This is a genomic window from Bifidobacterium mizhiense, assembly GCF_020884755.1.
GTDB classification, from domain to species: domain Bacteria; phylum Actinomycetota; class Actinomycetes; order Actinomycetales; family Bifidobacteriaceae; genus Bombiscardovia; species Bombiscardovia mizhiensis.
In genome coordinates, this window is sequence record NZ_BPWE01000001.1 from 233,267 (window position 1) to 256,835 (window position 23,569).

Below are 23,569 nucleotides of genomic sequence, written 5' to 3' on the forward strand. Positions count from 1 at the left end.
ATGGATGTGCCCTAGTGCCACGGTAAGGGGGCCGTGTAGGGTGATGAACTATGAACAATGGAGCATCATCATCACAATCCGCCGCTGAACCGAGCACCGAAGCAGGTTCGACAACCCTTTACCTGACCCGTCACGGCAGAACGACGGCCAATGTCATGCATCTGATGCAGGGCTGGTCCGATTTTCCCCTGACCGGGCAGGGCCGCGAGGACGTGCGCCAGTTCGGCCGGGGTCTGCGGCCCATTCGTTTCCGGGCGGCATGGAGCGGCAATCTGAGCCGGCAATATGAAACGGCCCGCCTGGCCCTTGACATGTCTGGCAACGGGGACCTGCCCGTGGGCGTGGATCCCGACTTGCGTGAGGACAATTTCGGCAGTTTCGAGGGCCGGGACGAGCGCACCACTCTGGACCAGGTCTGCGCCGCCATGGGTTTCAGGGACTTCGTTACGGCCAAGGCAACCTACGGCAGGAACATCTCCGTCCATATGCAGGACACCTTCCATCGGCTGGATGCCCAGGACGTCCTTTCCGCCGGACTTGAGGAACAGGATCGGGCTGAGACCACCGCCCAGGTCCGCAGCAGGATGATCGCGGTGCTGACGCGCATCGCCCAGTCTGCCATCGAAGAGGGTGGCGGGCCTGTCCTGGTGGTTTCCTCGGGCATGTGCCTGCAACAGTTCCTGGTGGCCATCGATGACCACTGCCCCATCCCTGATATGGACAACACCGCTGTCACCAAGGTCGTCTACCGGGATGGCGGTTTCCATCTGGCAGGGCCTATCGGTTCCATGGAGTACTTCCAGGCAGGCAGTCAGGAAAAGTAGCAGGCAGAACTTTCAGGCGCCCTGTATTTCCCCGGCTGGTTGGCCCTTGAGGGGCTCCATGGGCTTCCAGTCGGGATCATGCAATATCTGTCGCGAATCCACCCATCCCTTCAGGATGGCAGGGATGCCAGTCATGATGTGACTGCGATCAACAGCCAGAAGGCGGATGATTTCCTTGAGAGCTGTTGCCAGGGTTCCTAGGGTGAAAGCCAGAGGCCGATAGTCCCCATGAACCATGAAATACCTGGCCATAAAGCCCCGGTTGCGCATGATGTGATAACGATTCATATCCGAGGTGGAATTGAGCTGGCGCACCCCGGCAATGTTCCAATTGGCGATGTTGCGAGTCCGACGCATGACTACATCGGAGACGACCACAGGCTGTGTGACCTTGGATGCCAAATACCCATAGATGGTGTCATCCCAATAGATGAAGAAGCGCGGGTCAGGCAGACCGATTTGCTCCACAACCTGCCGGGAGAAGAACCCTCCTTCAAAGCACATGGTGTTCATGGGCCGACAGCCCGATGGGCCGAACTCCCCCGGTGCTATCGGGTCTGGAATGCCCAAGGCGGTAAGAAAATGATACTGCCAGTAAAATGGTCCGCCATCATAATCCAGCCGGGAACCCTGCACCACCTGATAGCGTTCACTCCACTTAGCCAGCAGGTCAAGTCCTTCGGGCTCTACTGCAACGTCATCATCCATGACCCAGAACCACTTGGCCCCCAGCTCGTATGCCTTGCGCACGCCAGCGGAGAAACCTCCCGCGCCGCCGCCATTGTGATCCTGTGGCAGATAAACGACACGATCCTGATTGCCGGAGCCGTCGATGATGGTCCTGCCCCAACGTCCTGTCACACGTTCTGAGAACTGCTCGACCATGGTTCGCGTGTCTGCCGAATTCTCGTTATCCACCACCACGATCCGCCAGGGGGCCTGGGTGAGCCGGAGGATGGAGTCGAGCAGGCCTGTCAGCAATTCCTGACGCTTATAGGTTACGACGACCATAGCCGCCTTATTCAAGGTCTTTCCCATGCTCTCCATTGTGACACCGCCCCGCAACTTTGCTTACTGAAGCAAAATCCTCCTAGTAGGTTCAGCCTTCTTCCGCCTTCCTGGATCGCAGGCTGCACACCCAGGAGGTGAACACCGCCACCAGCAGCAGAACCACAGTCACCAGAAGGAACCGGCCGACGGGCACAGGGGTCAGAGCCATAGACATGCCGGCCTGGACAAAACTCAAGGCAATACAGCCCTCGACAATGGCGATCCCCAGCAGCGCCATCACTGCACCGCCGGCCACATCGGTCAGTGTCTCCATCACTCCCGACCAAGCTATTGACCTCCAGGCCACCCCGATCTGATTGAGCCGCTGGTTCTGCCGCTTGCGCTCCCAAGCCGAAATGGCGATGGACTGCATCATGAAAATTAGGGCAAGAACAGTCCCGCCGACGATCATGACCGTCATGGCCGTCTGCCCGGACAGGCCTCGTTGAATGAAGTCATCTATATACTCCTGCCTGGTCCGCACCGCGAAATCGCCCTGAAGGCCACTCTTCAGACGGGAGGTAATCCCGTGCGCATCAGTCGGATTGACAGCCGATATGGGAATGATCGTATGTACGTCTTCACCCAATTGAGGCAGGTCACCCTCCACCGTCAGAAACAGAGGATAGTTATTGCCTGCAGATAGTTCTGGAATGCCCTCAGGCGACTGAACAAGGGCAACGACCCGCACCTCATGCGGTTGATCATGGCGATCAAGAAGACGAACGGTGTCGCCTATGGAATAGGAGGAATCCTGATTCACAGCGACGCGGTCTGAACCGAGATCAGACGAATTCCCTTGGACAAAGGAGAAATGAATGCTCGGCGAACTCTGAACTTTCTGACCCTGCAGTTGCTCGGCAGGTTCCCATACCACCGTTGCCGTCTGGCCCGCTGATCCTTCCATAGCCCATTGCTGAGTCTGGTAGGTAACAAAGTCTCGAACCTCAGGCATTCCACCGATCAGATCGGATGGGTTGCGGTTTTGGGCATCCGAATCAAGGGAAGTAGCCATAACATCGGCCTTCAGCGGATATAGGCTCAGAACCGCCCCTCCGATGGAGCCAGCTTGCATGGCGGCTACAAGGGAGATGATGATGGTCAGGATCATCATGGCTGGGAGGGCTATAGCGGTTGAGCCCGCGCTCTCCTTTCGAGCACGCTGCAGGGCCAGAAGACCTGGCCCCCCGGCAGCCTTCGCCGGGATCAGACCAATGACCGACACAGTCAGGACAACCAGGATCGGAGCCGCCAAATAGACCGTAGTGATGACAAGAATGACCTCGAGCATAATACGCAGGTCCTGGGTCATAGAAGGCAGTGGGGCGAACCCGACCACCAAGGTCAGGATCAGGAAGACCAGGGCTGCCGAAGAACGAATCCATCCGATCCGCTTGGTTTTGTCACTGGTCTCCGTCATGAGCTGGAGCGGAGCTGCCCCGCCCACCTTGCGCATAGCCATCCATACTCCCAACAGGCAGGCGACCATCATCATGATGAAGGTGACAACTGCAATGGAAGGTCGAATCCGCGGTGTGAAAACCATGCCACTGTCGCTGAACTCGGCAGAGCGCGCGTAAAACCGTCCAACTGGTATGGTCAGGAGAGATCCGACCAGGCAGCCAATGAGATTCGAGAGGGCCAGGGGGATCGAGAATTCCAAGATACCTATGATCAGGATCCTCCTGCGCGAGGCTCCGTTCAACCGCATCATTGCATACTCGCGTCGGCGTTCCTGAATCAGAAAAGTGACCGACGAGAGGACCAAAAAGACCGACACCAGCAGGCAGCAAGCCAGCGCCGGAATAGTGACCATGGAGAGATTTGAATAAGGTACCTTGGCTTGGAGACGCTGGTAGGTGTTCAACCTATTCAGATCGCCGATATTGTCAAAGGACTTTCCCGCTTGGTAGACCTGCATGGTCGAAGAGGTCAGCAGGGATGCCAGGAAGGTGGATAGACCCATAACCGCGTACGATGCTCGATGCTTCCTGATCAGGGACAAGACCAAGGAGAACAGGGTCGGTCGACTGATCGAGGAGAATGCATGCAGGGAATCCCGTCCGGGAACTTCTCCTCTTCCTGCTTGGCCTTTACCCGCATGCATCATCGTCCTACCCCCTGGCCGACCTGAGTCATGCTGGTCAGGTGAGTGGACAGCTGCTCGGCCGTATATCCTTGGCATATCGAATGCACTGTGCCGTCCACCAAGAAGACCGTGCGCTGCGCCCAGGCCGCCACATTGGGGTCATGGGTCACCATGAGCACGGTCCGTCCGCTCTCCACCAAGGTCGAAAGGGCATCCAGAACCATTTCCGAGCTGCGCGTATCCAGTGCCCCGGTGGGCTCGTCCGCGAAAATCATATCTGGCTGGGCGACCAGCGCTCTGGCAATGGCCACGCGTTGCCTTTGACCGCCAGATATGTCAGACGGATATTGCTGCGCATACCCATCTAGACCCAAAATCTTCAAGGCCTGCAGCGATTGGGCGACACCAACTTTGGGACCGCCGAAGAGCTGGGGCAGCATGACGTTCTGCAAGCAGGTGAAGGCCTCGACCAGGTTGTAATCCTGAAAAACGAAACCGATATGGTCGCGGCGCATCCTAGTTAGGGCGGACTCCTTCATCCTGGCTATGTTCTGGCCGGCTATCTCGACCGATCCCTGCTGTACTGGCAAGAGCCCTGAGGCGCAATAAAGCAAGGTGGTTTTCCCCGCTCCGGAAGGACCCATAACTGCGGTCCAAGATCCTGCCGAGCATTCCAGGCTGATTTGATCTATTCCAGCTTCACCAGCCTTGTAGTGGAAGGACACCTCCTCCATTTTCAGTGGCAGTTCATTCATTGATCTTCCTTTCATTCAGGTCGCCTAGGCAACAAAGCCTTCTGGCCGACCACCAGCAAAGACAAAGGGTCAAAACCAACAGTCCCAGGATTAGGTAGAGCTCAATGCCGGGCAATGGCACAATCCGAGTCACCACACTGCCAATACAGCATGGATCTACGAGAAGCCAGACGACAAAGACATGAACGGCCAGCAACACCACCGGGACTGCAAGCAAGACCAAGCGCGTGTAGGTCCTGCAGTGCATGGAAATCCAGAGAACCAAGAGAAAAACAAGAAAGGCGGACCCCAGGCAGAGCAATACGAACACAGCCAGATACTCCCCCAAGGACCAGGTGAACCAAGGCAATGCATGTCCATCAAAAACCGGAAGATCCTGCAAACCCGCGATCTTGGGCACCCACATCAGGAATGATCCCGCTGCTACCATGAGCATCATCAGCAGGCCCGTACAGACCATGGCGAACACCTGCAGCCCAGGCAAGAAGCGTCCGGTCCGTGTCGTCAACTGCGTCTGCCGGACCCCATGGACCTGGTCTTTAACAAGGCGTGGGGCCACGACAACCAAGGCTGCCAGAAGCGGGACCAGATAGACTGAAAGTCTGAAGTTGCTCTGAGTGTAGTCAAGTAATTCAGGAGCGGCCAGGCCCATACCCGCCCTGCACTGTCCACTTAAGTCATCAAGCCGCTTCGTCACCGATTCGGGCAGTTCGATGCCATTACTACCGCCCTTACGCAACTGTTTCTCGGCTCTTGCGGTCAGGGCTTCCCGGTTGCATCCACGATAGGCATCCATGACATCATGGCAATGAGCAAGCCGACGATAGCTAGGCAAGGCATTGATGCGGCCGGTCAGTTTGCCCCGGTCTGTATTCAGTACTGAAGGATTTGTCCAGCGCGAGCTCTCGACCGAATCGACCAGGTCCCTGGCCGACTGATAATTCTTGACGCCCAGTTGAACAGCCTGAGGACCAAGTGCCATCAGATCTTTGGATACCACCGGTTCAAGTCTGTCAGCCTCACGCTTGAATTCAGCAATGGTGGACTGACTGACATACGGTCCGTAGCTAGCTAGGTCATGATGGGCTTCGTCAGTGGGAATTTGGTCATACATAGCTAGATTCATACAGAAAACGAATCCAAGAGACAGACTGAGCACCACCCAAAAAGAGGTACCCAGAAGGTGCCGCATTTCGTTCCTGACCACCGTCCATCTCATTGAAGACATCCCTGGCAAGAAATAAGATTGCGAGCCCGATTCGGCGGGGTATACTGCATCGCTACTCCTCGTCCCCGTAGATCACCAGGAAGGCATCCTCCAAGTTGGCAGGAACAGCCTGGCCCTGGGACGGCGGCTCAGGTGAGTAAATTCTGAGCCGGGTCGCATCCCCATCCAGCTCGTCCTCAAGGAGCAGCTGCCCCTGCCCTAAGCGATAATCCGCAGGAACCAGGAATATTTTGCCTTCCAGCCAGCGGCTTATCTGCCTTGGGGACTGGTTGCAGCAGATCTGTCCATCCTTGAGCATGATGACCCGGTCGGCGATGGTCTCCAGGTCAGAGACGATATGAGTGGATAGGATGACGATCCGGTCGCGCGAAAGGGCATGGACCAGGTTGCGGAAGCGGACACGTTCCCCAGGGTCCAAACCAGCGGTCGGCTCGTCCAAAATCATCAGTTCCGGGTCGTTGATCATGGTCTGTGCCAGCCCCACGCGCTGAATCATGCCCCCAGAGAGCGTCTTCATCTTCTGCTTACCCTGGTCTTTAAGCCCCACGGTCTTCAGGAGATCTTTCGCCAGGGGCTTGGCCCGTTTCCGGCCGATCCCCTGAAGGGCAGCTATGTAGGTCAAAAAATCCTCAGCGCTGTAGTCCGGGTAATAGCCGAATTTTTGGGGCAGATACCCCAAGAGGCCGCGATAGTCCTCGTCCATAACCATGATGTCCTGCCCGTTCCAGGTAATGCTTCCCGAATCCGGGCGGATCAGGGTGGCGATCATTTGGATCAGCGTGGTCTTGCCTGCTCCGTTGGGTGCCAGGAGCCCATGGACACCGGTTCCAATAGAAAGGCTCAGATCGTTGATAACCCGCTTGTTCCTGAAGCTCTTTGACACATGGTCCAAGTGCAGCACGAAACTCACCGTCCTTTCACGCCAAACATGTAAGATTCCGCCCTCATGCCGTCGCCAGTCTTTTCATATGCCATGCCCACCTTGGCAGAGGTGACCCTACGCAGCGTCCATGCAGAACAAGCAGGAAGATCGCCAGAAGAACAAGGCCCGTCGCCAGGCTCAAGGCCGGCGGAATAGAGACAAGGATGGGGGCGGTGGCGAATCGAGTCAGATAAAGCATCATGCCGAGCACAATCCAGAGTCCGAGAACCAGACAGATGGACAGGTCTCCATGCATATGCTCCTCTACCCAGATTTGTGCCAGGGAAAAGAGAAAGAGGGAGGAGAAGCTGATCCCCAGAAGGGTCATGGTGGGCAGCCCCGGATTGGTCGTCCACGCCAGCAAGACCGTAGCCAAGGATGAAATCATCATGCTGACCATGCCGAACAGAAGCATCCTGACTGCGGCTATCTGACGGAATGACCACCTGCAGGTTCTGATCAGATTCAGGGTATTCAGATTCCGTTCCTTGAGCACTACCAAGAGGTGCACCACCAGGAAAAGAGCAGGCGAGCAGACGAATATGGGGACAACCAGACCGAAGATTCTATCGACTCTACTGGGCCAAGCAGTCTTCATGAAGGAGCCAAAGACGGTCGCCCAAACTGCCACCGTCAGAATCAAGCCGATAAAGACGCAGTCCCAGAGGCCAAAGAGCAGATTTCTCAGGCCTAGGGAACGAACCATGGCTACAAGGGTCCAGATCAGCCCAGGACGTCTTCCCATCCCTTTGCGGACAATCGTTTTTATGGTTCGCTCGCGCATCCGGGAACTGCCGATCTGTGATTCAGCAAAATCATCGCGCTCAAGGTCGCTACCCTGAAGAGCCGCCAGAACGGGACGGATATCAGGTTCAGACCGATTCATGACCAAACTCCTTCCTCAAATTGTCCAAAAGTCGGTAATACCGAGCCTTGACCGTGTTTTCAGGCTCTCCGCAGGCCTCGGCAATCTGCGCGAACCCATAGCCGGCATACAGATGGAGACGCAAAACTTCCTGCGCCGGGACCGGAGCCTGTGAGATCTTGTCTTCAATTCGACCAACTAGGTCGTCCTTGAAGGTCTGGTCGGCGGGGTCGTCATGTTGATCGTGGCCGGATGCCACAAATACTTGCGCCTCCTGCCGCTGACGCCTGCGGCGGATCCGCCAGTAGTCAATAACCTTATAGGTTGCGATGCGGTGGATCCAGGTACGGAAGCTGGACTTGTGCGAATCGTAGCTCTCCAAAGACCGCAGAATGGCAACAAAGGCATCCTGGGCAAGGTTCAGCGACTCCTCCTTATCGCCTACTTGAGCTCGGATGTAGGCCAGGATGTCGTCGTAGTACTTGCGAACTAGGTCATCGGCTGCGCGAAAGGATCTAGTTGTCAGTATGTTTCTGATCCATTCCAGGTCCTCTGCCTGGGATTGGCCACCATCAGCGTCTCCGTCACTGGTTTGTCTGACCAAGGCCGGATGCATAGCTTCATCCGCAGGCAGCAGATGGTCACCCATCCTCGCCATGCTCCAGCCTCCTTGCAGCATTGTGAACTTTCGACAACCTCATATTCGTTGTGCAGGCTGCAATAGTTGCATGGAAGGCGGTTTTATTTCCTTCCTGGCGTGTCTAGAAATGCACTATCAGTCAGAAAGAATTGACCATTCCAAGGACCGCAGCTATATTGAAATCGTCAGTTTCAGGGAAGGTGAAAGTCCTTACTGGCGGTATCCGGCTGAAGGCCGGGAGCCCGCGACCCGCGCAAGCGGTGGATATCGGTTCAAGTCCGAAGCCAACGGTTACAGTCCGGATGGAAGAAACGAGGCCCTCTATGAGCATGCCCAATTCTCATTCACACACCACTGCAAACAAGGACACGCGCTTCAACGATGTCCACTCCACAGGTGCAGGCGGTTCAGGACGCTGGTCGACCAAACGGATTGCGGTCTACGCACTCTTCGTAGCCTTGGCCATGGTTCTGAGCTTCTTCTCATTCCCGATCTTTCCTGCCGCTCCCTGGCTCAAATATGACCCCTCTGGCATCGTCGTCCTGGTATGCGGCTTCGCCTTCGGCCCTGCCGCTGCAGCAATCATCTCCATTCTGGGATTCGTCCCGCACCTGTTCACCAACCCCTTCGGCGCTCTGATCTCGATGATCGTGGCCCTGGCACTGAGCGTGCCGGCAGCCTTGGTCTACCGCAAGATGCACAGCCGTAAGGGAGCAGTCATTGGGATCGTTTCCGGCGCCATTCTGGGCGTGATCGCAGCCATCCTGTGCAACGTGGTGATCACCCCCTTCTACGCGCACATGTCCATGGCCAAGGTGGTCGCCATGATCGTGCCGATCCTCCTGCCCTTCAACCTGATGAAGTTCGCCATCCACGGCGTGGTCACCTTCCTGATCTACAAGCCCATCTCCACGCTGATCAACAAGTAGGCCACGGCGGTTCGGCACGTCATGGCAGCATCCATGACCCAATCCGCAGTCTCGGATTCTGCGGATTCGAAGGCAACGGTCGCCCGCCTGGACCAGGTCTCCTTCTCCTATGACGGAGGACAGACCTGGGCCTTGGATCATCTGTCCATGGAGGTGCATGCAGGCGAGCATCTATGCATCCTGGGAGCAAATGGTTCCGGCAAATCCACGCTGGGAAGCATCCTTTCGGGTGCGACAGCACCCGACCGTGGCCGGGTTGAGCTTATGGGCCGGACGGTCTGCTCTGATACCCCGGATCAGGGCCGGCAGATCGACGCTGAGGCCTACCGGCAGGCACGGCGGAGCATCGGCATGGTCTTTCAAAACCCCGAAGACCAGATCGTGACCACCGTCGTCCAGGACGACGTGGCTTTCGGACCCGAGAATCTGGGCCTGCCCCGCCAGAAAATGCTCTCATGCGTGCCAGCGGCCCTGAAGCAGGTGGATCTGCAGGCGCGGATGAATGATGATCCCACCCGCATGTCTGGCGGACAGCAGCAACGACTGGCCCTGGCCGGTAGCCTGGCCATGAATCCAGGCATGATGGTGCTGGACGAACCTGGCGCCATGCTCGATGCAGCCGGCCGGCAGGAGATTCAATCAATCCTCTGCCGACTGACAGCCCAGGGCACAGCTGTCGTCCATATCACCCATCTGCTTGAACAGGCCAGACAGGCTGATCGAGTCCTCGTGCTTGACCATGGACGCATCGTGGCCTCCGGAAGACCCGATCAGATCCTGACCAGGCAGGATCTGCCTGCCCTTGTTGGCGAACCTGACCAAAATCGACCGACCCAAAACGGGGCATCAGATACGGACGCGAAGACCGCAGTCGATGACCACGCCGTTCCCATGGTCAAGTTGTCGGATGTCTCTTACAGTTTTCCGGATGCCGACAGCAAAGCCCTCAGACAGGTGAATCTGGAGCTGGCGGCAGGACAGACCCTGGCCATTATCGGGCGCAACGGATCCGGCAAGTCCACCCTGGCCAGACTCATCTGTGCCCTAGCCGCTCCCGACAGCGGATCAATCCAGGTGGCCGGCCTTCCCCTGGCCGGGCCCGACAGACCCAAGGCCAAGCATCTGCGACGCCAGAATCTCAAGCTTCTGCGCCAAAGGGTCGGCTATGTCATGCAATACCCCGAACATCAGCTTTTTGCGGATACCGTAGCCCAGGACATCGCCTATGGTCCGCACAACCTGGGCTATGGACCCGAGCAGGTGCAGCAGCGGGTGGATGATGCCATGAAGCTTCTGGGCATCAGTGATCTGGCCGACCGCTCACCCTTCGAGCTCTCGGGGGGTCAGCGGCGCTTGGTAGCGATTGCCGGAGTCGTGGCCTGCAGCCCTCAATTGCTGGTTTTGGACGAGGCCACCGCCAGTCTGGACCCCCAAGCCTGCGCAGGCATCATGCGGCTACTTCGAGTGCTCCACCAGCGTGGAGTCACTATCGTCATGAGCACTCACGCCGATCGGGAGGCCCTGGATCTGGCCGATCAGGCCCTGCTACTGGAGCATGGAAAAACGTTAGCCTATGGGCCTACTGCTCAAGTCGTGGAGCGCTACCACCAACTGCTGGCAACAGACGCAACAGAGCAGGTAGCGGATCACACTCAAACCGACCAGAAACCCGTCTCCTTGCTGGCGAGGTTGGACCCGCGAGCCAAGATGGTCACTTTCCTCCTAGCCATGTTCACCGCTTTCGCCATCTCCACGCCAGCGCAACTTATTCTGGCGCTGGTGGTCACTGTCGGTCTCTTTGCCGCCGCCCGGGCCCCACTGCGTTCCATTTTGAACTCGGTCAAAGGCTTTCTGGCCCTCATGCTTCTGCTGGCCCTTTTCAATCTTTTGGTCACTCAGACCGGCCGCAGACTGGCTGCCTGGGGTCCATTCGTACTGACTACTGGCGGCATCTGGGTGGCTGTGCTCTACGCCTGCCGCTTCATGCTGATCATCTTTCTGGGGGCCCTCCTAGTGGAGACCACCACCCCGACGCAGATGACCGATGCCTGTGAATCCCTGCTGAGCCCACTGTCCAAGCTGGGCATCCACACCAATGAGATCGCCCTGGTCCTCTCACTTGCTCTGCGTTTCATCCCCACACTGGGACGTGAGGTTCAGGCCATCGTGGAAGCCCAGGCCGCCCGCGGCGGATCCATCGAGTCCGGCTCGCTCTCGCAACGCCTGCATGCGGCCATAGCCATTACGGTTCCCGTCTTCGCCGGAGCCCTTCGCCACGCTGACAATCTGAGCCGTGCCCTAGATGCCCGATGCTATGAAGGCAGTCGCCAAGAGCGCACCCACTACCGCCTGTTGCGACTGGACAGGATGGACATCCTGTTCATCGCTCTTATGGCCCTCTATCTCTTGGCCCTGCTGCTGCATCCCCTGTTCTGAGCAGCCAGGCCACATCAAGCGCTTAGCACACTGTCCTTTCAGTTAACTAGGCCTTCTCCCATGCCTGGCCTAAGTGTTCCATCACGCAACTGCCTGAGTCGTCGTCTACTCGGCTACCCGAGTAGACGAGCCGTTGTGAATTGGAGGCTGACTCGGGAACGCTAGCGTCACTTACTATCAATTTCATCGTAGACGTAGGCTTGATATAAGAACATGATTAATCCCACCGATTGACTCGTGAGGCAAAACGAATCCGGGGCTCACTCTGCCAATAGAAGCCACATATCTCAAACGATGCTTTAAAGATCATATTACAGGGATCAACATAAATTACTCTCGGCAGCACAAAATAAGAGGGGCTGGAGCACATGGACAGTGCTCCAGCCCCTCTTTAGTCAGCCGCGTCAGGCATTAACCCAGTATCTCAGTCACTAGCAGGGGAACTCTGATCGGCCTGCTCAGAACCTTGGCCATCCTGGCTCTGACTGTCGGTCTCGCCTGCTGATGGCAGATCAGCGTCGGAAGCACCTACCGAAGCTCCGACCAGTTCGGACTTCTGATCCTGCCCATCGGCAGAGCTGGCCGCATGACGAGGTCCCTCGAAGGGCTTGCCAGTAAAGGTGAACTCGCCCAGGATGCCCTCGCCTTCGGCGTCGACCAGTACGGATTCGTTGTCCGTAAGGTCGCCCATGAGGATCTTCTCGGAGACCGCATCCTCGATGTCCCGCTGGATGACGCGACGTAGAGGCCGGGCACCCAGGAGCGGGTCGAATCCCTTTTCGGCCAGCAGGTCCTTGGCCTTGTCGGTCAGATCCAGGGACATGTGACGCTCGAAGAGACGATCGTTGAGCTGAGCGATGTCCAGATCGACAATCTGACGGACCTGGGGCTCAGTCAGCTGCTGGAAGACAATGATGTCATCCAGGCGGTTCAGGAACTCAGGCCTGAACTGCTGCTTGAGCTCGCTGGTCACCTGATCCTTCATCCGCTGGTAGGAGGTCTCGGTGTTGCCGCTCACGTTGAAGCCGGTGTTGGCCGCCTTGGCGATGTCGCGGGTTCCCAGGTTGGTGGTCAGGATGATGATGGTGTTCTTGAAGTCCACCATGCGACCCTGCCCATCAGTCAGATGGCCGTCATCCAGCACCTGCAGAAGGGTGTTGAAGATGTCCGGGTGAGCCTTCTCGATCTCGTCGAAGAGGACCACGGAGAATGGCTTGCGCCTGACTTTCTCGGTCAGCTCGCCGCCCTCTTCATAACCCACGTACCCCGGAGGGGCGCCGAAGAGACGGGAGGTGGAGTACTTCTCCGAGAACTCGGACATATCCACCCGGATCAAGGCATCCTCATCGTCAAAGAGGAACTGGGCCAGAGCCTTGGCCAGCTCGGTCTTGCCCACGCCGGTGGGACCGGCGAAGATGAAGGAACCGGCGGGACGCTTGGGATCCTTGAGACCCACACGGGTACGGCGGATGGAGCGGGACAGGGCGGAGACGGCCTCATCCTGGCCGATGATCCGCTTGTGCAACTCCTTCTCCATACCCAGGAGCTTCTTGGACTCGGCCTGGGTCAGCTTGAAGACCGGGATGCCGGTGGTCGAGGAGACCACCTCGGCGATTACATCCTCATCGACAACCATCTTGACGTCGGACTCGCCCTCGTGCCAGGCCTGCTCCTTCTCCTTGCGCTCAGCCTCCAGTTTCTCCTGGCTGTCGCGCAGCTGAGCGGCCTTCTCGAAGTCCTGATCCTTGATGGCCTGATCCTTCTGGGCGGAGATGCGATCCACCTTGGCGTCCAGTTCCTTGAGCTCCGGCGGGGCGGTCAGCCGCTTGATGCGCAGACGTGCGCCGGCCTCATCGATCAGATCGATAGCCTTGTCAGGCAGATTCCTGTCCTGAATGTAGCGTGCAGAAAGCTCAGCGGCCGACTGCAGGGCCTTGTCAGTGATGGTGACGTGATGATGATGCTCGTAACGACCGCGCAGACCCTTGAGGATCTCGATGGTCTGGGCGATGGTGGGCTCGGAGACTTGAATGGGTTGGAAACGCCGCTCCAGAGCCGCATCCTTCTCAATGTACTTGCGGTACTCGTCGGTAGTGGTCGCTCCGATGGTCTGCAGCTCGCCGCGGGCCAGCAACGGCTTGAGCATGTCAGAGGCACCCAGAGCACCGTCGGCCGAACCCGCTCCAACGATGGTGTGAATCTCGTCGATGAAGAGGATGATGTCGCCCCGGGTCTTGATCTCCTTGAGCACCTTCTTCAGGCGCTCCTCGAAGTCGCCCCGGTAGCGTGAACCGGCCACCATGGAGCCCAGATCCAGCGAGTAGACCTGCTTGCCCTTGAGGGTCTCGGGAACATCGCCCTCATGAATCTTCTGCGCCAGGCCCTCGACCACGGCGGTCTTGCCCACGCCGGGCTCGCCGATCAGCACCGGGTTGTTCTTGGTCCTCCTGGAGAGGACGACCATGACCCGCTCGATCTCGTTGGCCCGGCCGATGACCGGATCCAGCTTGCCTTCAGCAGCCTCCTGGGTCAGGTTCCTACCGAACTGGTCCAGGATGGCCGAACCGGTCTGTCCACCCTTGTTGGAAACGCCGCCGGCATTGGCCAGATCGCCCTTGCCAGCGTCGCCGCCCTCGTGGTTGCCGCGAATCATGTCAATAGTGGCGGTCCGCAGATCGCCCAAGTCCACACCCATCTTGATCAGCACCTGGGTGCCGACGCCCTCACCCTCGCGGATGAGTCCCAGCAGAATGTGCTCGGTACCAATGTAGGAGTGACCCAGCTGAAGCGCCTCGCGCAGTGACAGCTCCAGAACCTGACGGGCGTGCGGCGTAAATGGGATATGCCCATTGGGAACCGCATTGCCCTTACCGATCATCTCCTCAACCTGCTTGCGGGTGGCATCCAGTTCCACGCCCTTGGAGGCCAGGGCCTTGGCGGCAACACCGTCACCCTCCCTGATCAGGCCCAGGAGGAGGTGCTCGGTGCCGATGTAATTGTGCTGCAGGGTGCGGGCCTCTTCCTGCGCCAGCACAATCACCCGCCGCGCACGGTCGGTAAACCGTTCGAACATACTTGTCCTTCCCTTTGATCCGTAATTCACTCTACAGATTTACGGTGACGTTTATTCTCGGCCCGCCGGTGATTGCGCTCTGAACGCAACGAGGCCTTGGAATCAGTCCTCTGAGCCGTCTTCTGACTGCATCTGCTCCATGAGTTCCACCTCAGGGCGCTCCTCACGGGGCTTCTGCCTGACCACATCGATATGAAGATCGTCATAGGCCGGTTGGGACTGGACCCAGAGATGGGACTCCTCCTGGGGTTCGATCTCGGAATGCTCGCCGCAGCCATGATCCAGGGAGACCACGCGTCCATCGTCCGGGCTCCAACGGTTGGCACATACACCAAACATGGTCCCAAGGTCACCTGCCAGCGGAATCATGAAGCCACAGGTCTCGCAGGCCTTGCCCTTGGCTGTGCGGGTCGACAGGGACTTGGGACCGTGCTGCCCCTCGTACCAGCGCTTGGCGGTGGCCGTCCTGGCCTCGGCGGTCATCACGTGTCGGCGGCTCAGAGCGAAGCGGTCGACAGCCTCATCCAAATCAGCGGAAGAGGTCTGTGCGCCGAGGGAAGCCTGATCTTTAGGTTCCTGCTCCTGAGCGTCTTTTTCTTCACCTGGGCGGCCTACCAGGCGAAAAACCACACCATCAGCATCAACCGAGGCTGACTCTTTCTGGCCTTCTTCATTATCTTCAGGGTTATTATCTTCAGGGTTCTGCTGTACTTCAGAATTCTGATAACCGGCTTGCACAGGCTTGTATCCTGCTATCAGCCTGGGGTCGTCCGGCTCGGTTCCCATGACATCGGTCACGCTCAGATCCGAGGGCAGCAGGCGATCCTTCCAGGGAACCCATGCCGGGGGCTGCAGGGCCGCATCGGTAGGCACCAGAGAGGATTCATCCACAGTCCAGGTATCGGCATCCTCATCGCGGTAGAGGGTGACCGACCACTGCCAGCCCTCATAACCCTTGATGGCCGAGGCGAACCGGTAGTCCCAGACTCCGTCCCCAATCAGGGTGCGGCCGACCAATTCACCGACCTCATCACTGTCGGCGGCCACGCTCAGAGCCACTCGCCTGGCCAGTTCCTCAGGATCCAGGTCCTCTTGAACCATCTATCACACCTTCATCATCAGTTGGACCGAACCAGGCCGATCCAGATCGGATTCTTCTCGCCGCCCACTCAGTCCGGCACGTCAAAGTCATCGGCCACAGCCCTCAGGAGGGTGGCCAGCTTGGCGGATTCAGCCCGACCTGGATAGTGGTGCCGGCGCAGGCCATTGCCCGCGGAGTCCAGCAGCTTGATCAGATCCTCCACGATGGCGGCCATATCGTCCGGATCGGGTCGCTTGGCACGCAGAATGGAGGGGGTCGGCCCCACCAGCTTCAGATCCAGGGCCTGGGGACCCTTGCGGCCCTCAGCCACCGAGAACTCCACCCGGGATCCCTTGCGTAAGGTAGATACCCCAGCAGGCAGGGCTGATGAGGGCAGGAAGACATCCCCACCTTGTTCATCCGTGATGAACCCGAACCCCCGCTTGGCGTCGTACCACCGTACTCTCCCGCTGGGCATGCTCTGCCACTTCCTTACGTTACTTCTTGAACAGGTATATCCGGAATCAGTCTACCTGACCCGGGCGGGCAGGACGACCCATCTTGTCATGGGCGTACGGGACTGTTGGCGGCAAGATTGGTCTGGCCTTCAGCGCGCCCCTGATCCCGGTTGGCGCCCTGGGGTATGACGATGGTGAAGGTCAAGCCGCCCCCCGGAGTCTGCGAGGCACAGATGAACCCCTGGTGGGCCTTGACGATGGACTGGACAATGGCCAGTCCAAGCCCCGTGCCGCCTTTCTCCCGAGCCCTGGATGGGTCTGCCGTGTAGAAGCGCTCGAAGAGCCTGGACCTGGATTCCTCCGGGACACCAGGCCCGTGGTCGACCACTCGGATGATGGCGTAGTCGGTGCCCACATGGCTGTTCTCTGCCACCTGGATCGCCTCGGTCAGGTGTCCCAGCGAGGACTCAGTGGCCTCCAACCTGGTCAAATCGGCTGGAGCGATGGTCGCCTTGACCAGGCCCAGCCCCACCTGGACCGGCGAATCAGATGGGGTGTAGCGGTGGATATTGCCCACGATATTGGTAATCACCTGACGCAGGCGGCTGGGGTCGCCAGTCACCGGTACCGATGGCAGGGAACCCTCCTGGATGTCCAAGCTGACGGCTGGGCCAAGGTGGTCGCCCACGGTGATCTTTTCCTTGTTGCGCCCCTTGAGGCCTGGCAGACCCTTGTTGGGCGTGACCGGCATCTCTTGGGGGGCGGGTTGATCTTCGGTGTGCAGGCAGACCTTTCCTGTAGCCACTTCTCTGCCCGGGTCCAAGGCATGCAGGTCGTCCACCCCGTCTCGCACCAGTCCAGTCAGATCGACCGGTAGGGTCGGATCGATCCCCCTGCCCTCATCCAGGCGCGCAAGCGAGAGCAGATCCGTGACCAGGACCGTCATCCTGGTCGAAGAGTCCTCGATGTGCTGGATGGACTTGTCGGCCCGCTCCAGAGCACCTGGATAGTCGCGCTGCATCCTGTAGAGCTCTGCATAGCCGTGGATGGCGGCCAGAGGGGTACGAAGCTCATGGCTGGCATCCGAAACGAACTGCTTCATTTTCTCGGTGGTCTGGCGCTGCTCGTCGAAGGAACGCTCGATTCGCGCCAGCATGGCGTTCAGGGATGCTGCCAGGGAACCCACCTCGGTATTCTCGGGGAAGCTGGGAATGCGTTGAGATAGGTCACCGGCCGCTATCTTGGCAGCGGTCTTCTCAATGCGTTTGAGGGGAACCAGGGTGGACTGGATCAGCAGGACCGATATGACTCCACCCAGAAGGACCACAACAACGGAAATGATCATGCAGAAAGCCGTCAGATCGTGCACGGCCTCGCCCTGGTCGCTCATGGACAGACCGATGAAGAGGACGCCGCTGATTTCGGAGCCGTCCAGTTCATTGCGCAGCTTCCACTGCATGGCCACCACCCGCCAGGAGGCCCGGGCTCGCTTCATGGTGTCCCGGTCTGGCGAAGCCTGTCGAGAGACGCGCACATAGGCCGGCACCGTGGTCGGCTTGCCCAGAGGTATCGAATCCAGGCTGCCGTCGGCGGGCAGACGCGGGCGGGATATGACACCGTTGACCTGCATGGGATTCAGATCGTCCGAAATAATGTGCAGCTTATCGTCGCGGATCTGCAGGAAGTAATCAGTGGGGCCAAGGCCATTCTTGCTCAGGTCCTCCTGGCGCAGAAGGGTGGCGTTGCGGATGCCCAGGTTGGCCTGGCGAATCAGCTGGGAGTCCGTGCGCTTCATCAGATAGTCGTCGGCCATCTGGCAGATGGCCACAGAGACGCCCACCGTACCCACGATGAGCAGGATGAGCATGCTGGCTACAAGTTTGGTGCTTAGGGGAATGGCAGCCAGCGGCGACCTGTGCATGGACCGACCCCTCGATCTGCCGGAGCCGTTTCCCTTGTCAGAATCCGAACCCATGGCTGAGTTGGCCCTGTCAGCCGACCTCGGGTCGTGAGTAGCCGACGGTTCTGCCATAGGGGTCGAGCCCAAGGGACTAGTCGCCATCGCCGCCATCCGATGCGTTCTGCCTAGGGGCCCGAATCATGTAACCGATGCCCCGCTTGGTCTCGATCAGCGGGGTGACCTTGCGCTCCCCACCGTGTCCGTCGCTGATGGTGATGCCATCCACCTTCTTGCGCAGGTAGGAGATGTAGGACTCCACAATGGCCGCATCCCCACCCCAGTCGTACTGCCAGACATGATCCAGAATCTGCGCCTTGCTGAGCACACGGCCCTCATTGTCCATCAGGTAGCGCAGCAGCTTGTATTCGGTCGGGCTCAGATCGATGGGTCGACCCGCCCTGGTGACGTCGTGCGAATCCTCGTTGATTTCCAGATCCCCTACGCGGATGATCGGATCGTCCTCCTGATGCTCGCGCGTCCTGCGCAATATGGCCTTGATCCTGGCCACAACCTCCTCCAGGCTGAAAGGTTTGGTCACGTAGTCGTCGCCGCCCACAGTCAGTCCCATGACCTTGTCCTGGGTATCATCCCTGGCCGTCAGGAAGAGCACCGGCGCCTCGATTCCCTCCTGACGGATACGGGAGGTGACCGTGAATCCATCGATATCAGGCAACATGACATCCAGGACGATCAGATCGGGCTGGACGCGCTCAATGACCTGAATGGCCTCGGAGCCGGACGCCGCGGTCTCGACTGCAAAGCCCGCGAAATGCAGGGAGGCCACCAGCAGATCCCTGATGGACGGTTCGTCGTCGACCACGACCAGTTGTGCTTGCGTCGGTTTGCTCATGGTTTCAGCTTGCCGCGTCTTTCTGGGTATTATCTGATAGTTTGCTGACCGTCTCTGCCGGGCGTAATTGTTTCTTCGCAGCGCCGGACTTGCGATGATGAGCCCCGGTTCGGCTACTGCGACGCCACCAAATCGTAACGGCTACGCCCAGCACGATCAGGACGACAACCGTCGCCGAAAGAGCAATGATCATCACCCGGCGATGCCGGTGGTTTTGGTCAAGAGTCTCAACCTGGTCCATCATGGCCTTGGCCGAGCCCACCCAGTCGGGATTGCGGCCCTTGGTGACCGGCTCCAGAGCCGCCTGCGAGAGCTGATCCACGCTGGATTGGTCCTTGAGCCAGGCCTGCGAGTTGCTGGAGACCGCCACGACCAATTTGCCGTCCTGAGAGGCCACAGCCAGCAGGACCGTGTCGTGGGTGGGCTTCATCGATTCGAGCACCCTGGATGCCCAGGTCTCAGGCTTAACACCCTGATAGAAATGCGGAAGGTAGAGCAGTCGGACCGATACTCCTGTCTGCTGCGCGGTTTCCTCGATAGCATCCTTGACTGATCCCACGTCCGAACCCAGCAAATTCTGCGGATCGGTGATCGTGTCGGTCATGGTTCCGGCCCCAGTCTTAGGCTCATCGGCAAAAGCCCTGATCGGTTCTAGGACGCCGACCATCACAATCATCAGGAGCAGGAAAGCCAGCACCCGCCTTATGGGTGAAACGCCGACCGGATTCGTCTTGTGGAAGGGGACTCGTTCGACCACATGGGTCCTCGGACGGGGCAACTGCTTGAACACTGTCATAGTGTCCACAGTAGCGGTTGACGGCAGTGGACTCCCCCACCATCACCGCCATTCACGGAAAGGACAATCATGACACGGTTCCAAGTTGATTCGGATCAGATACAGACGGCCTCCGGCGCGGTCAGCGGCTCAATAGGAGCCATCAGAGATGCCGTGGCGGGAATGTACACCAATCTGGACAATCTGCAAAGCGTCTGGCAGGGCTCGGCGGCCAGCCAATTCGCCACGGTGGCCCAGCAGTGGCGCGCCTCGCAGGCTCAGATGGAACAGGCGCTTGAAGGTATCCAGGCAGCTCTGACACAGGCATCGTCGCTCTATGCGGACACCGAGGCCCAGGCCACCTGTCTATTCGCCGGAGCCTGACACCTGGTTGATGCATGCAGGCAACCTGAAGCTATGTAATCATGGCGGATCGGCACTAGATCTGGCAAGCATATGTGGAAAACGAAAACAGACGGTCAACGAGTACAAGAACAGAGACAGGGGCCTGCACACCATTATCCGGTGCGCAGGCCCCTGTCCTTGGCGATCAATCAGTTCAGCCGAAAAGCCGGGCCGAACCTCAAGGGATCAGTAGCCCATGTCGCCCTGAGGCTGAGCGGCAGCAGGTGCCGGAGGCTCAGGCTTGTTGGCTACGACGGCCTCGGTGGTCAGGAAGAGCCCGGCGATGGAGGCAGCATTCTGCAGGGCAGAACGGGTCACCTTGACGGGGTCGGCCACGCCGGCCTCCAGCAGGTCCTGGTACTCGTTGTTGGCGGCGTTGAAGCCCTGGCCAGCAGGCAGCGAACGAACCTTATTGATGACCACGTCACCGGAGACGCCGCTGTTCTCGGCAATCTGCTTGATGGGGGCCTCGATGGCGCGGAAGACAATGGATGCGCCGGTGGACTCGTCGCCATCCAGCTTGACATCCTTCTCAGCCTTGGCAGCGGCCTGAACCAGAGCCACGCCGCCTCCGGGCAGCAGGCCCTCTTCGATGGCGGCCTTGGCGTTGCGGACAGCATCTTCGATGCGGTGCTTGCGCTCCTTGGCTTCGACCTCGGTGGCTGCGCCGACCTTGATGACGGCCACGCCGCCGGCCAGCTTGGCCAGCCGCTCCTGCAGCTTCTCACGGTCGTAGTCGGAGTCGGTGTTCTCGATCTCGGTACGGATCTGGCCCACGCGAGCGGAGACCTCGTCCTTGGAACCACCACCGGAGACGATGGTGGTCTCGTCCTTGGAGACGATGACCTTCTTGGCGGTGCCCAGCACGCTCATGTCGATGGAGTCCAGCTTGAGGCCGAGCTCATCGGAAACCACCTGTGCGCCGGTCAGAATGGCCATATCCTGCAGCATAGCCTTGCGGCGGTCGCCGAAGCCAGGGGCCTTGACGGCGCAGGAGTTGAAAGTGCCGCGGATCTTGTTGAGGATCAGGGTGGGCAGCGCCTCGCCGTCCACGTCCTCAGCGACGATCAGCAGCGGCTTGCCGGTCTTCATGACCAGCTCGGCGATGTGGACCACGTCCTGCTGGCTGGAGACCTTGCCTGACGTCAGCAGAATGTAGGGATCATCCAGAACGGCGGTCTGGTCGTCGTTGTTGGTGACGAAGTAGGGAGCGATGTAGCCCTTGTCGAAACGCATGCCCTCGGTGAACTCCAGGTCCAGGCCGAAGCGGTTGTTGTCCTCGACGGTGACCACGCCGTCCTGACCGACCTTGTCCAGAGCCTCGGCGATCTCATTGCCGATCTCGGGGTCGCCTGCAGAGATGGTGGCGGTGGCAGCGATCTGATCCTTGGTCTCGACTTCCTTGGACTGTGCCACGAGCTCCTTGACGATGGCATCGGCGGCCTTCTCGATGCCGCGACGCAGGGCGATGGGGTTGGACCCGGCAGCCACGTTCTTCAGACCCTCATGCACCAGGGACTGGGCCAGTACGGTGGCGGTGGTGGTGCCGTCTCCGGCTACGTCGTCAGTCTTCTTGGCGACTTCCTTGACCAGCTCGGCGCCGATGCGCTCGTAAGGATCCTCCAGGTCGATCTCCTTGGCGATGGAGACACCGTCGTTGGTGATGGTCGGCGCGCCGTAGGACTTGTCCAGCACCACATTGCGACCCTTGGGGCCCAGCGTGACCTTGACCGTGTCGGCCAGCTTGTCCAGGCCGGCAAGCATGCCCTGACGAGCTTCCTCGTCATACTCGATGATTTTTGCCATTGTTGCTTCCTCCGTCATGGCTTGAGGTTTCATGACCCACCGTCGGAGTGGAACGGAACCCGACCGTCAGCTGTCGTGTTATCACTCCCACACCTCGAGTGCTAATTCAGCAGATTAGCACTCGGTGGGGCCGAGTGCCAACCTGAGGGGAAAATACGCTGCAGGCTGTATGTCATATCGGCCCTGATCGATCGGCCGTGCCCACAGACGATCCGCACTCTGCTCTCAAACGAATGCTAAAAAAAAAATGGACCCCGGAATGACCGGGATCCACCATGACGAATACAGAAGACGACAATCAGAGCTTGGTGACCTTGGTTGCCTGCAGACCCTTGGGGCCCTGCTCCACCTGATATTCGACCTTATCTCCCTCATCAAGGGTCTTGAACCCGTCGGACTGAATGGCTGAGTAGTGCACGAACACGTCCTCGCCGCCATCGTCGGGATTGATGAATCCGTAACCCTTGCCAGCGCTGAAGAATTTCACAGTGCCTTGTGCCATAACTAACTTCCTTAACATAGGTGCCGCGTCACAACAGATACGAGACTGACCGCATCTGCCTGGTCGGCAAGGTCAGTTTAGGCCCATTGATAGGGCAATTGCAAAACGCCGAGCCGAAATTCGGGAACTTTTGCCATCGAATTTCCTTGGTCGTCCGGTTGCTTGAACCTCACTGCATGAGGATGGCTTCCACCGGAGTGGAGGCCACTGAGGACTGCTCCACCTGGGTGATGCCCAACAGGCTGGCCACCTCCTGGGCAGTAGCCTTGTCAGCCTCGTCACGGTAACGGACCGTACTTACGCCAGGCAGAGCGCCCTGCGGGTTGGTTGCCGTGACCGCAGTATAACCGGCATTGACCAGAACCTGACGCTTGTTGCCTGCATAACCGGTGATCCTGGTTCCGTTGATGACCGCCACCTGTGTGCCCCTGTTGACCACGGGTGCCGGGCTGCTGCTGGATGCACTCGCCGAAGGCGATTGCGAGGACGGTTGTGAAGCCTGGCCCTGGGAGGATTCTTCAGCAGAGGTCTTGTTCTCTGAAGCAGAGGAGGATGCAGACCGCTTGGGCAGATGGCTGCTGATGACCCGGGAGGCATCGGTATGCGTCTGCTGCCATGGCAGGGAGCCACTGACTGCAGCCCATAAACCCAGTCCGCACAGCACGGCCAAGACCACCACCAGCAGGTAGGGCAGAACCCTGACCGACAGGGAACGAGGCCCCCGATGCACACCGACCGGCCCCTTGGGAGGGTTGTCGAACGCATCATGAACCTGGGGGCGCGCCTGCGTCCCATTGTCGCGCGTGCTAGCCATGAACTCTCCTCTGCTCCACCGGATCCTGAACCATTATATGTAATGGGACGCCGGAGCAGCATCCCACTGACCATCCGACGTTCCCGCAAGCCTGGGAGAGCCATGAC

At 59.0% G+C, this 23,569-nt stretch carries 19 protein-coding genes, 1 pseudogene and 1 riboswitch; of the genes and pseudogenes, 4 read left to right on the plus strand and 16 right to left on the minus strand.

Going from position 1 to position 23,569, the window contains the following annotated elements; genetic code table 11:
• The first annotated feature begins 50 nt into the window (after positions 1-50).
• Complete coding sequence (locus LPC22_RS00940; RefSeq protein WP_229131694.1) at positions 51-824, plus strand: histidine phosphatase family protein; 774 nt, start codon at positions 51-53, stop codon at positions 822-824.
• A 12-nt stretch (positions 825-836) separates the two neighbouring features.
• Here the strand turns inward: LPC22_RS00940 and LPC22_RS00945 are convergent, their stop codons facing one another.
• The 7 genes from LPC22_RS00945 to LPC22_RS00975 form a co-directional block, all read right to left on the minus strand.
• Positions 837-1,862, minus strand: a complete 1,026-nt coding sequence (locus tag LPC22_RS00945; RefSeq protein WP_444542268.1) for a glycosyltransferase — start codon at positions 1,860-1,862, stop codon at positions 837-839.
• A gap of 61 nt (positions 1,863-1,923) precedes the next feature.
• Positions 1,924-3,840, minus strand: coding sequence for an FtsX-like permease family protein (locus tag LPC22_RS00950; RefSeq protein ID WP_229131696.1), 1,917 nt, complete (start codon positions 3,838-3,840; stop codon positions 1,924-1,926).
• Between the two features lie 140 nt (positions 3,841-3,980).
• On the minus strand, positions 3,981-4,718 hold the full coding sequence (locus LPC22_RS00955; protein WP_024626549.1) for an ABC transporter ATP-binding protein: 738 nt from the start codon (positions 4,716-4,718) through the stop codon (positions 3,981-3,983).
• Complete coding sequence (locus LPC22_RS00960; protein ID WP_229131697.1) at positions 4,711-5,925, minus strand: hypothetical protein; 1,215 nt, start codon at positions 5,923-5,925, stop codon at positions 4,711-4,713. The genes LPC22_RS00955 and LPC22_RS00960 overlap by 8 nt, the downstream gene beginning before the upstream one ends.
• A 73-nt stretch (positions 5,926-5,998) precedes the next feature.
• Entirely contained in the window at positions 5,999-6,856 is an 858-nt protein-coding gene (locus tag LPC22_RS00965; protein WP_229131698.1) for an ABC transporter ATP-binding protein, read from the minus strand.
• 34 nt (positions 6,857-6,890) lie between these two features.
• Complete coding sequence (locus LPC22_RS00970; protein WP_229131699.1) at positions 6,891-7,754, minus strand: hypothetical protein; 864 nt, start codon at positions 7,752-7,754, stop codon at positions 6,891-6,893.
• Positions 7,741-8,391: an RNA polymerase sigma factor gene (locus LPC22_RS00975; protein ID WP_229131700.1), complete on the minus strand. Its 651-nt coding sequence runs from the start codon at positions 8,389-8,391 to the stop codon at positions 7,741-7,743. Before LPC22_RS00975 ends, LPC22_RS00970 begins: the two co-directional genes overlap by 14 nt.
• 165 nt (positions 8,392-8,556) lie before the next feature.
• A riboswitch (FMN riboswitch) is annotated at positions 8,557-8,691 on the plus strand.
• Positions 8,692-8,696: 5 nt separating this feature from the next.
• On the opposite strand from LPC22_RS00975, the gene LPC22_RS00980 reads away from it, so the two are divergent.
• Positions 8,697-9,302, plus strand: coding sequence for an ECF transporter S component (locus LPC22_RS00980; RefSeq protein ID WP_081709191.1), 606 nt, complete (start codon positions 8,697-8,699; stop codon positions 9,300-9,302).
• Positions 9,303-9,335: 33 nt separating this feature from the next.
• On the plus strand, positions 9,336-11,738 hold the full coding sequence (locus LPC22_RS00985) for an energy-coupling factor transporter ATPase (protein ID WP_229131701.1): 2,403 nt from the start codon (positions 9,336-9,338) through the stop codon (positions 11,736-11,738).
• Between the two features lie 424 nt (positions 11,739-12,162).
• On the opposite strand, the gene LPC22_RS00990 is transcribed toward LPC22_RS00985, so the two are convergent.
• The 6 genes and pseudogenes from LPC22_RS00990 to LPC22_RS01020 all read right to left on the minus strand — a co-directional run bounded on the left by LPC22_RS00990 (position 12,163) and on the right by LPC22_RS01020 (position 19,956).
• Positions 12,163-14,811, minus strand: coding sequence for an ATP-dependent Clp protease ATP-binding subunit (locus tag LPC22_RS00990; RefSeq protein WP_229131702.1), 2,649 nt, complete (start codon positions 14,809-14,811; stop codon positions 12,163-12,165).
• 132 nt (positions 14,812-14,943) lie between these two features.
• Positions 14,944-15,912, minus strand: a pseudogene (locus LPC22_RS00995) (DUF3027 domain-containing protein); the annotation flags it as partial.
• Positions 15,913-15,980: 68 nt separating this feature from the next.
• A complete protein-coding gene (locus LPC22_RS01000; RefSeq protein WP_024626571.1) occupies positions 15,981-16,370 on the minus strand; it encodes a cold-shock protein in 390 nt (129 codons plus the stop codon).
• An 86-nt stretch (positions 16,371-16,456) separates the two neighbouring features.
• Complete coding sequence (locus LPC22_RS08365) at positions 16,457-18,412, minus strand: sensor histidine kinase (protein ID WP_444542269.1); 1,956 nt, start codon at positions 18,410-18,412, stop codon at positions 16,457-16,459.
• Positions 18,402-19,160: a response regulator transcription factor gene (locus LPC22_RS01015; RefSeq protein WP_024626572.1), complete on the minus strand. Its 759-nt coding sequence runs from the start codon at positions 19,158-19,160 to the stop codon at positions 18,402-18,404. The genes LPC22_RS08365 and LPC22_RS01015 overlap by 11 nt, the downstream gene beginning before the upstream one ends.
• 4 nt (positions 19,161-19,164) lie before the next feature.
• Entirely contained in the window at positions 19,165-19,956 is a 792-nt protein-coding gene (locus LPC22_RS01020; RefSeq protein ID WP_229131704.1) for a TPM domain-containing protein, read from the minus strand.
• 69 nt (positions 19,957-20,025) lie between these two features.
• Between LPC22_RS01020 and LPC22_RS01025 the strand changes: the two genes are divergently transcribed.
• On the plus strand, positions 20,026-20,319 hold the full coding sequence (locus tag LPC22_RS01025) for a WXG100 family type VII secretion target (protein WP_229131705.1): 294 nt from the start codon (positions 20,026-20,028) through the stop codon (positions 20,317-20,319).
• A 207-nt stretch (positions 20,320-20,526) separates the two neighbouring features.
• Here the strand turns inward: LPC22_RS01025 and groL are convergent, their stop codons facing one another.
• From groL to LPC22_RS01040, 3 genes are all read right to left on the minus strand, one after another.
• Positions 20,527-22,146: a chaperonin GroEL gene (gene groL / locus LPC22_RS01030; RefSeq protein WP_024626575.1), complete on the minus strand. Its 1,620-nt coding sequence runs from the start codon at positions 22,144-22,146 to the stop codon at positions 20,527-20,529.
• 298 nt (positions 22,147-22,444) lie between these two features.
• Positions 22,445-22,648 carry a cold-shock protein gene (locus tag LPC22_RS01035; RefSeq protein ID WP_015022108.1) on the minus strand — a complete coding sequence of 68 codons (204 nt, stop codon included), beginning with the start codon at positions 22,646-22,648 and terminating at the stop codon, positions 22,445-22,447.
• 169 nt (positions 22,649-22,817) lie between these two features.
• Positions 22,818-23,462, minus strand: a complete 645-nt coding sequence (locus tag LPC22_RS01040; protein ID WP_229131706.1) for a LytR C-terminal domain-containing protein — start codon at positions 23,460-23,462, stop codon at positions 22,818-22,820.
• Between the last annotated feature and the right edge of the window lie 107 nt (positions 23,463-23,569).

Coding starts and splice junctions, on each gene's coding strand:
- LPC22_RS00940 (WP_229131694.1), top strand. CDS start 51: ATGAACAATGGAGCATCATCATCACAATCCGCCGCTGAACCGAGCACC.
- LPC22_RS00945 (WP_444542268.1), bottom strand. CDS start 1,862: ATGGGAAAGACCTTGAATAAGGCGGCTATGGTCGTCGTAACCTATAAG.
- LPC22_RS00950 (WP_229131696.1), bottom strand. CDS start 3,840: ATGGGTCTATCCACCTTCCTGGCATCCCTGCTGACCTCTTCGACCATG.
- LPC22_RS00955 (WP_024626549.1), bottom strand. CDS start 4,718: ATGAATGAACTGCCACTGAAAATGGAGGAGGTGTCCTTCCACTACAAG.
- LPC22_RS00970 (WP_229131699.1), bottom strand. CDS start 7,754: ATGAATCGGTCTGAACCTGATATCCGTCCCGTTCTGGCGGCTCTTCAG.
- LPC22_RS00975 (WP_229131700.1), bottom strand. CDS start 8,391: ATGGCGAGGATGGGTGACCATCTGCTGCCTGCGGATGAAGCTATGCAT.
- LPC22_RS00980 (WP_081709191.1), top strand. CDS start 8,697: ATGAGCATGCCCAATTCTCATTCACACACCACTGCAAACAAGGACACG.
- LPC22_RS00985 (WP_229131701.1), top strand. CDS start 9,336: ATGACCCAATCCGCAGTCTCGGATTCTGCGGATTCGAAGGCAACGGTC.
- LPC22_RS00990 (WP_229131702.1), bottom strand. CDS start 14,811: ATGTTCGAACGGTTTACCGACCGTGCGCGGCGGGTGATTGTGCTGGCG.
- LPC22_RS01000 (WP_024626571.1), bottom strand. CDS start 16,370: ATGCCCAGCGGGAGAGTACGGTGGTACGACGCCAAGCGGGGGTTCGGG.
- LPC22_RS08365 (WP_444542269.1), bottom strand. CDS start 18,412: ATGGCGACTAGTCCCTTGGGCTCGACCCCTATGGCAGAACCGTCGGCT.
- LPC22_RS01015 (WP_024626572.1), bottom strand. CDS start 19,160: ATGAGCAAACCGACGCAAGCACAACTGGTCGTGGTCGACGACGAACCG.
- LPC22_RS01020 (WP_229131704.1), bottom strand. CDS start 19,956: ATGACAGTGTTCAAGCAGTTGCCCCGTCCGAGGACCCATGTGGTCGAA.
- LPC22_RS01025 (WP_229131705.1), top strand. CDS start 20,026: ATGACACGGTTCCAAGTTGATTCGGATCAGATACAGACGGCCTCCGGC.
- groL (WP_024626575.1), bottom strand. CDS start 22,146: ATGGCAAAAATCATCGAGTATGACGAGGAAGCTCGTCAGGGCATGCTT.
- LPC22_RS01035 (WP_015022108.1), bottom strand. CDS start 22,648: ATGGCACAAGGCACTGTGAAATTCTTCAGCGCTGGCAAGGGTTACGGA.
- LPC22_RS01040 (WP_229131706.1), bottom strand. CDS start 23,462: ATGGCTAGCACGCGCGACAATGGGACGCAGGCGCGCCCCCAGGTTCAT.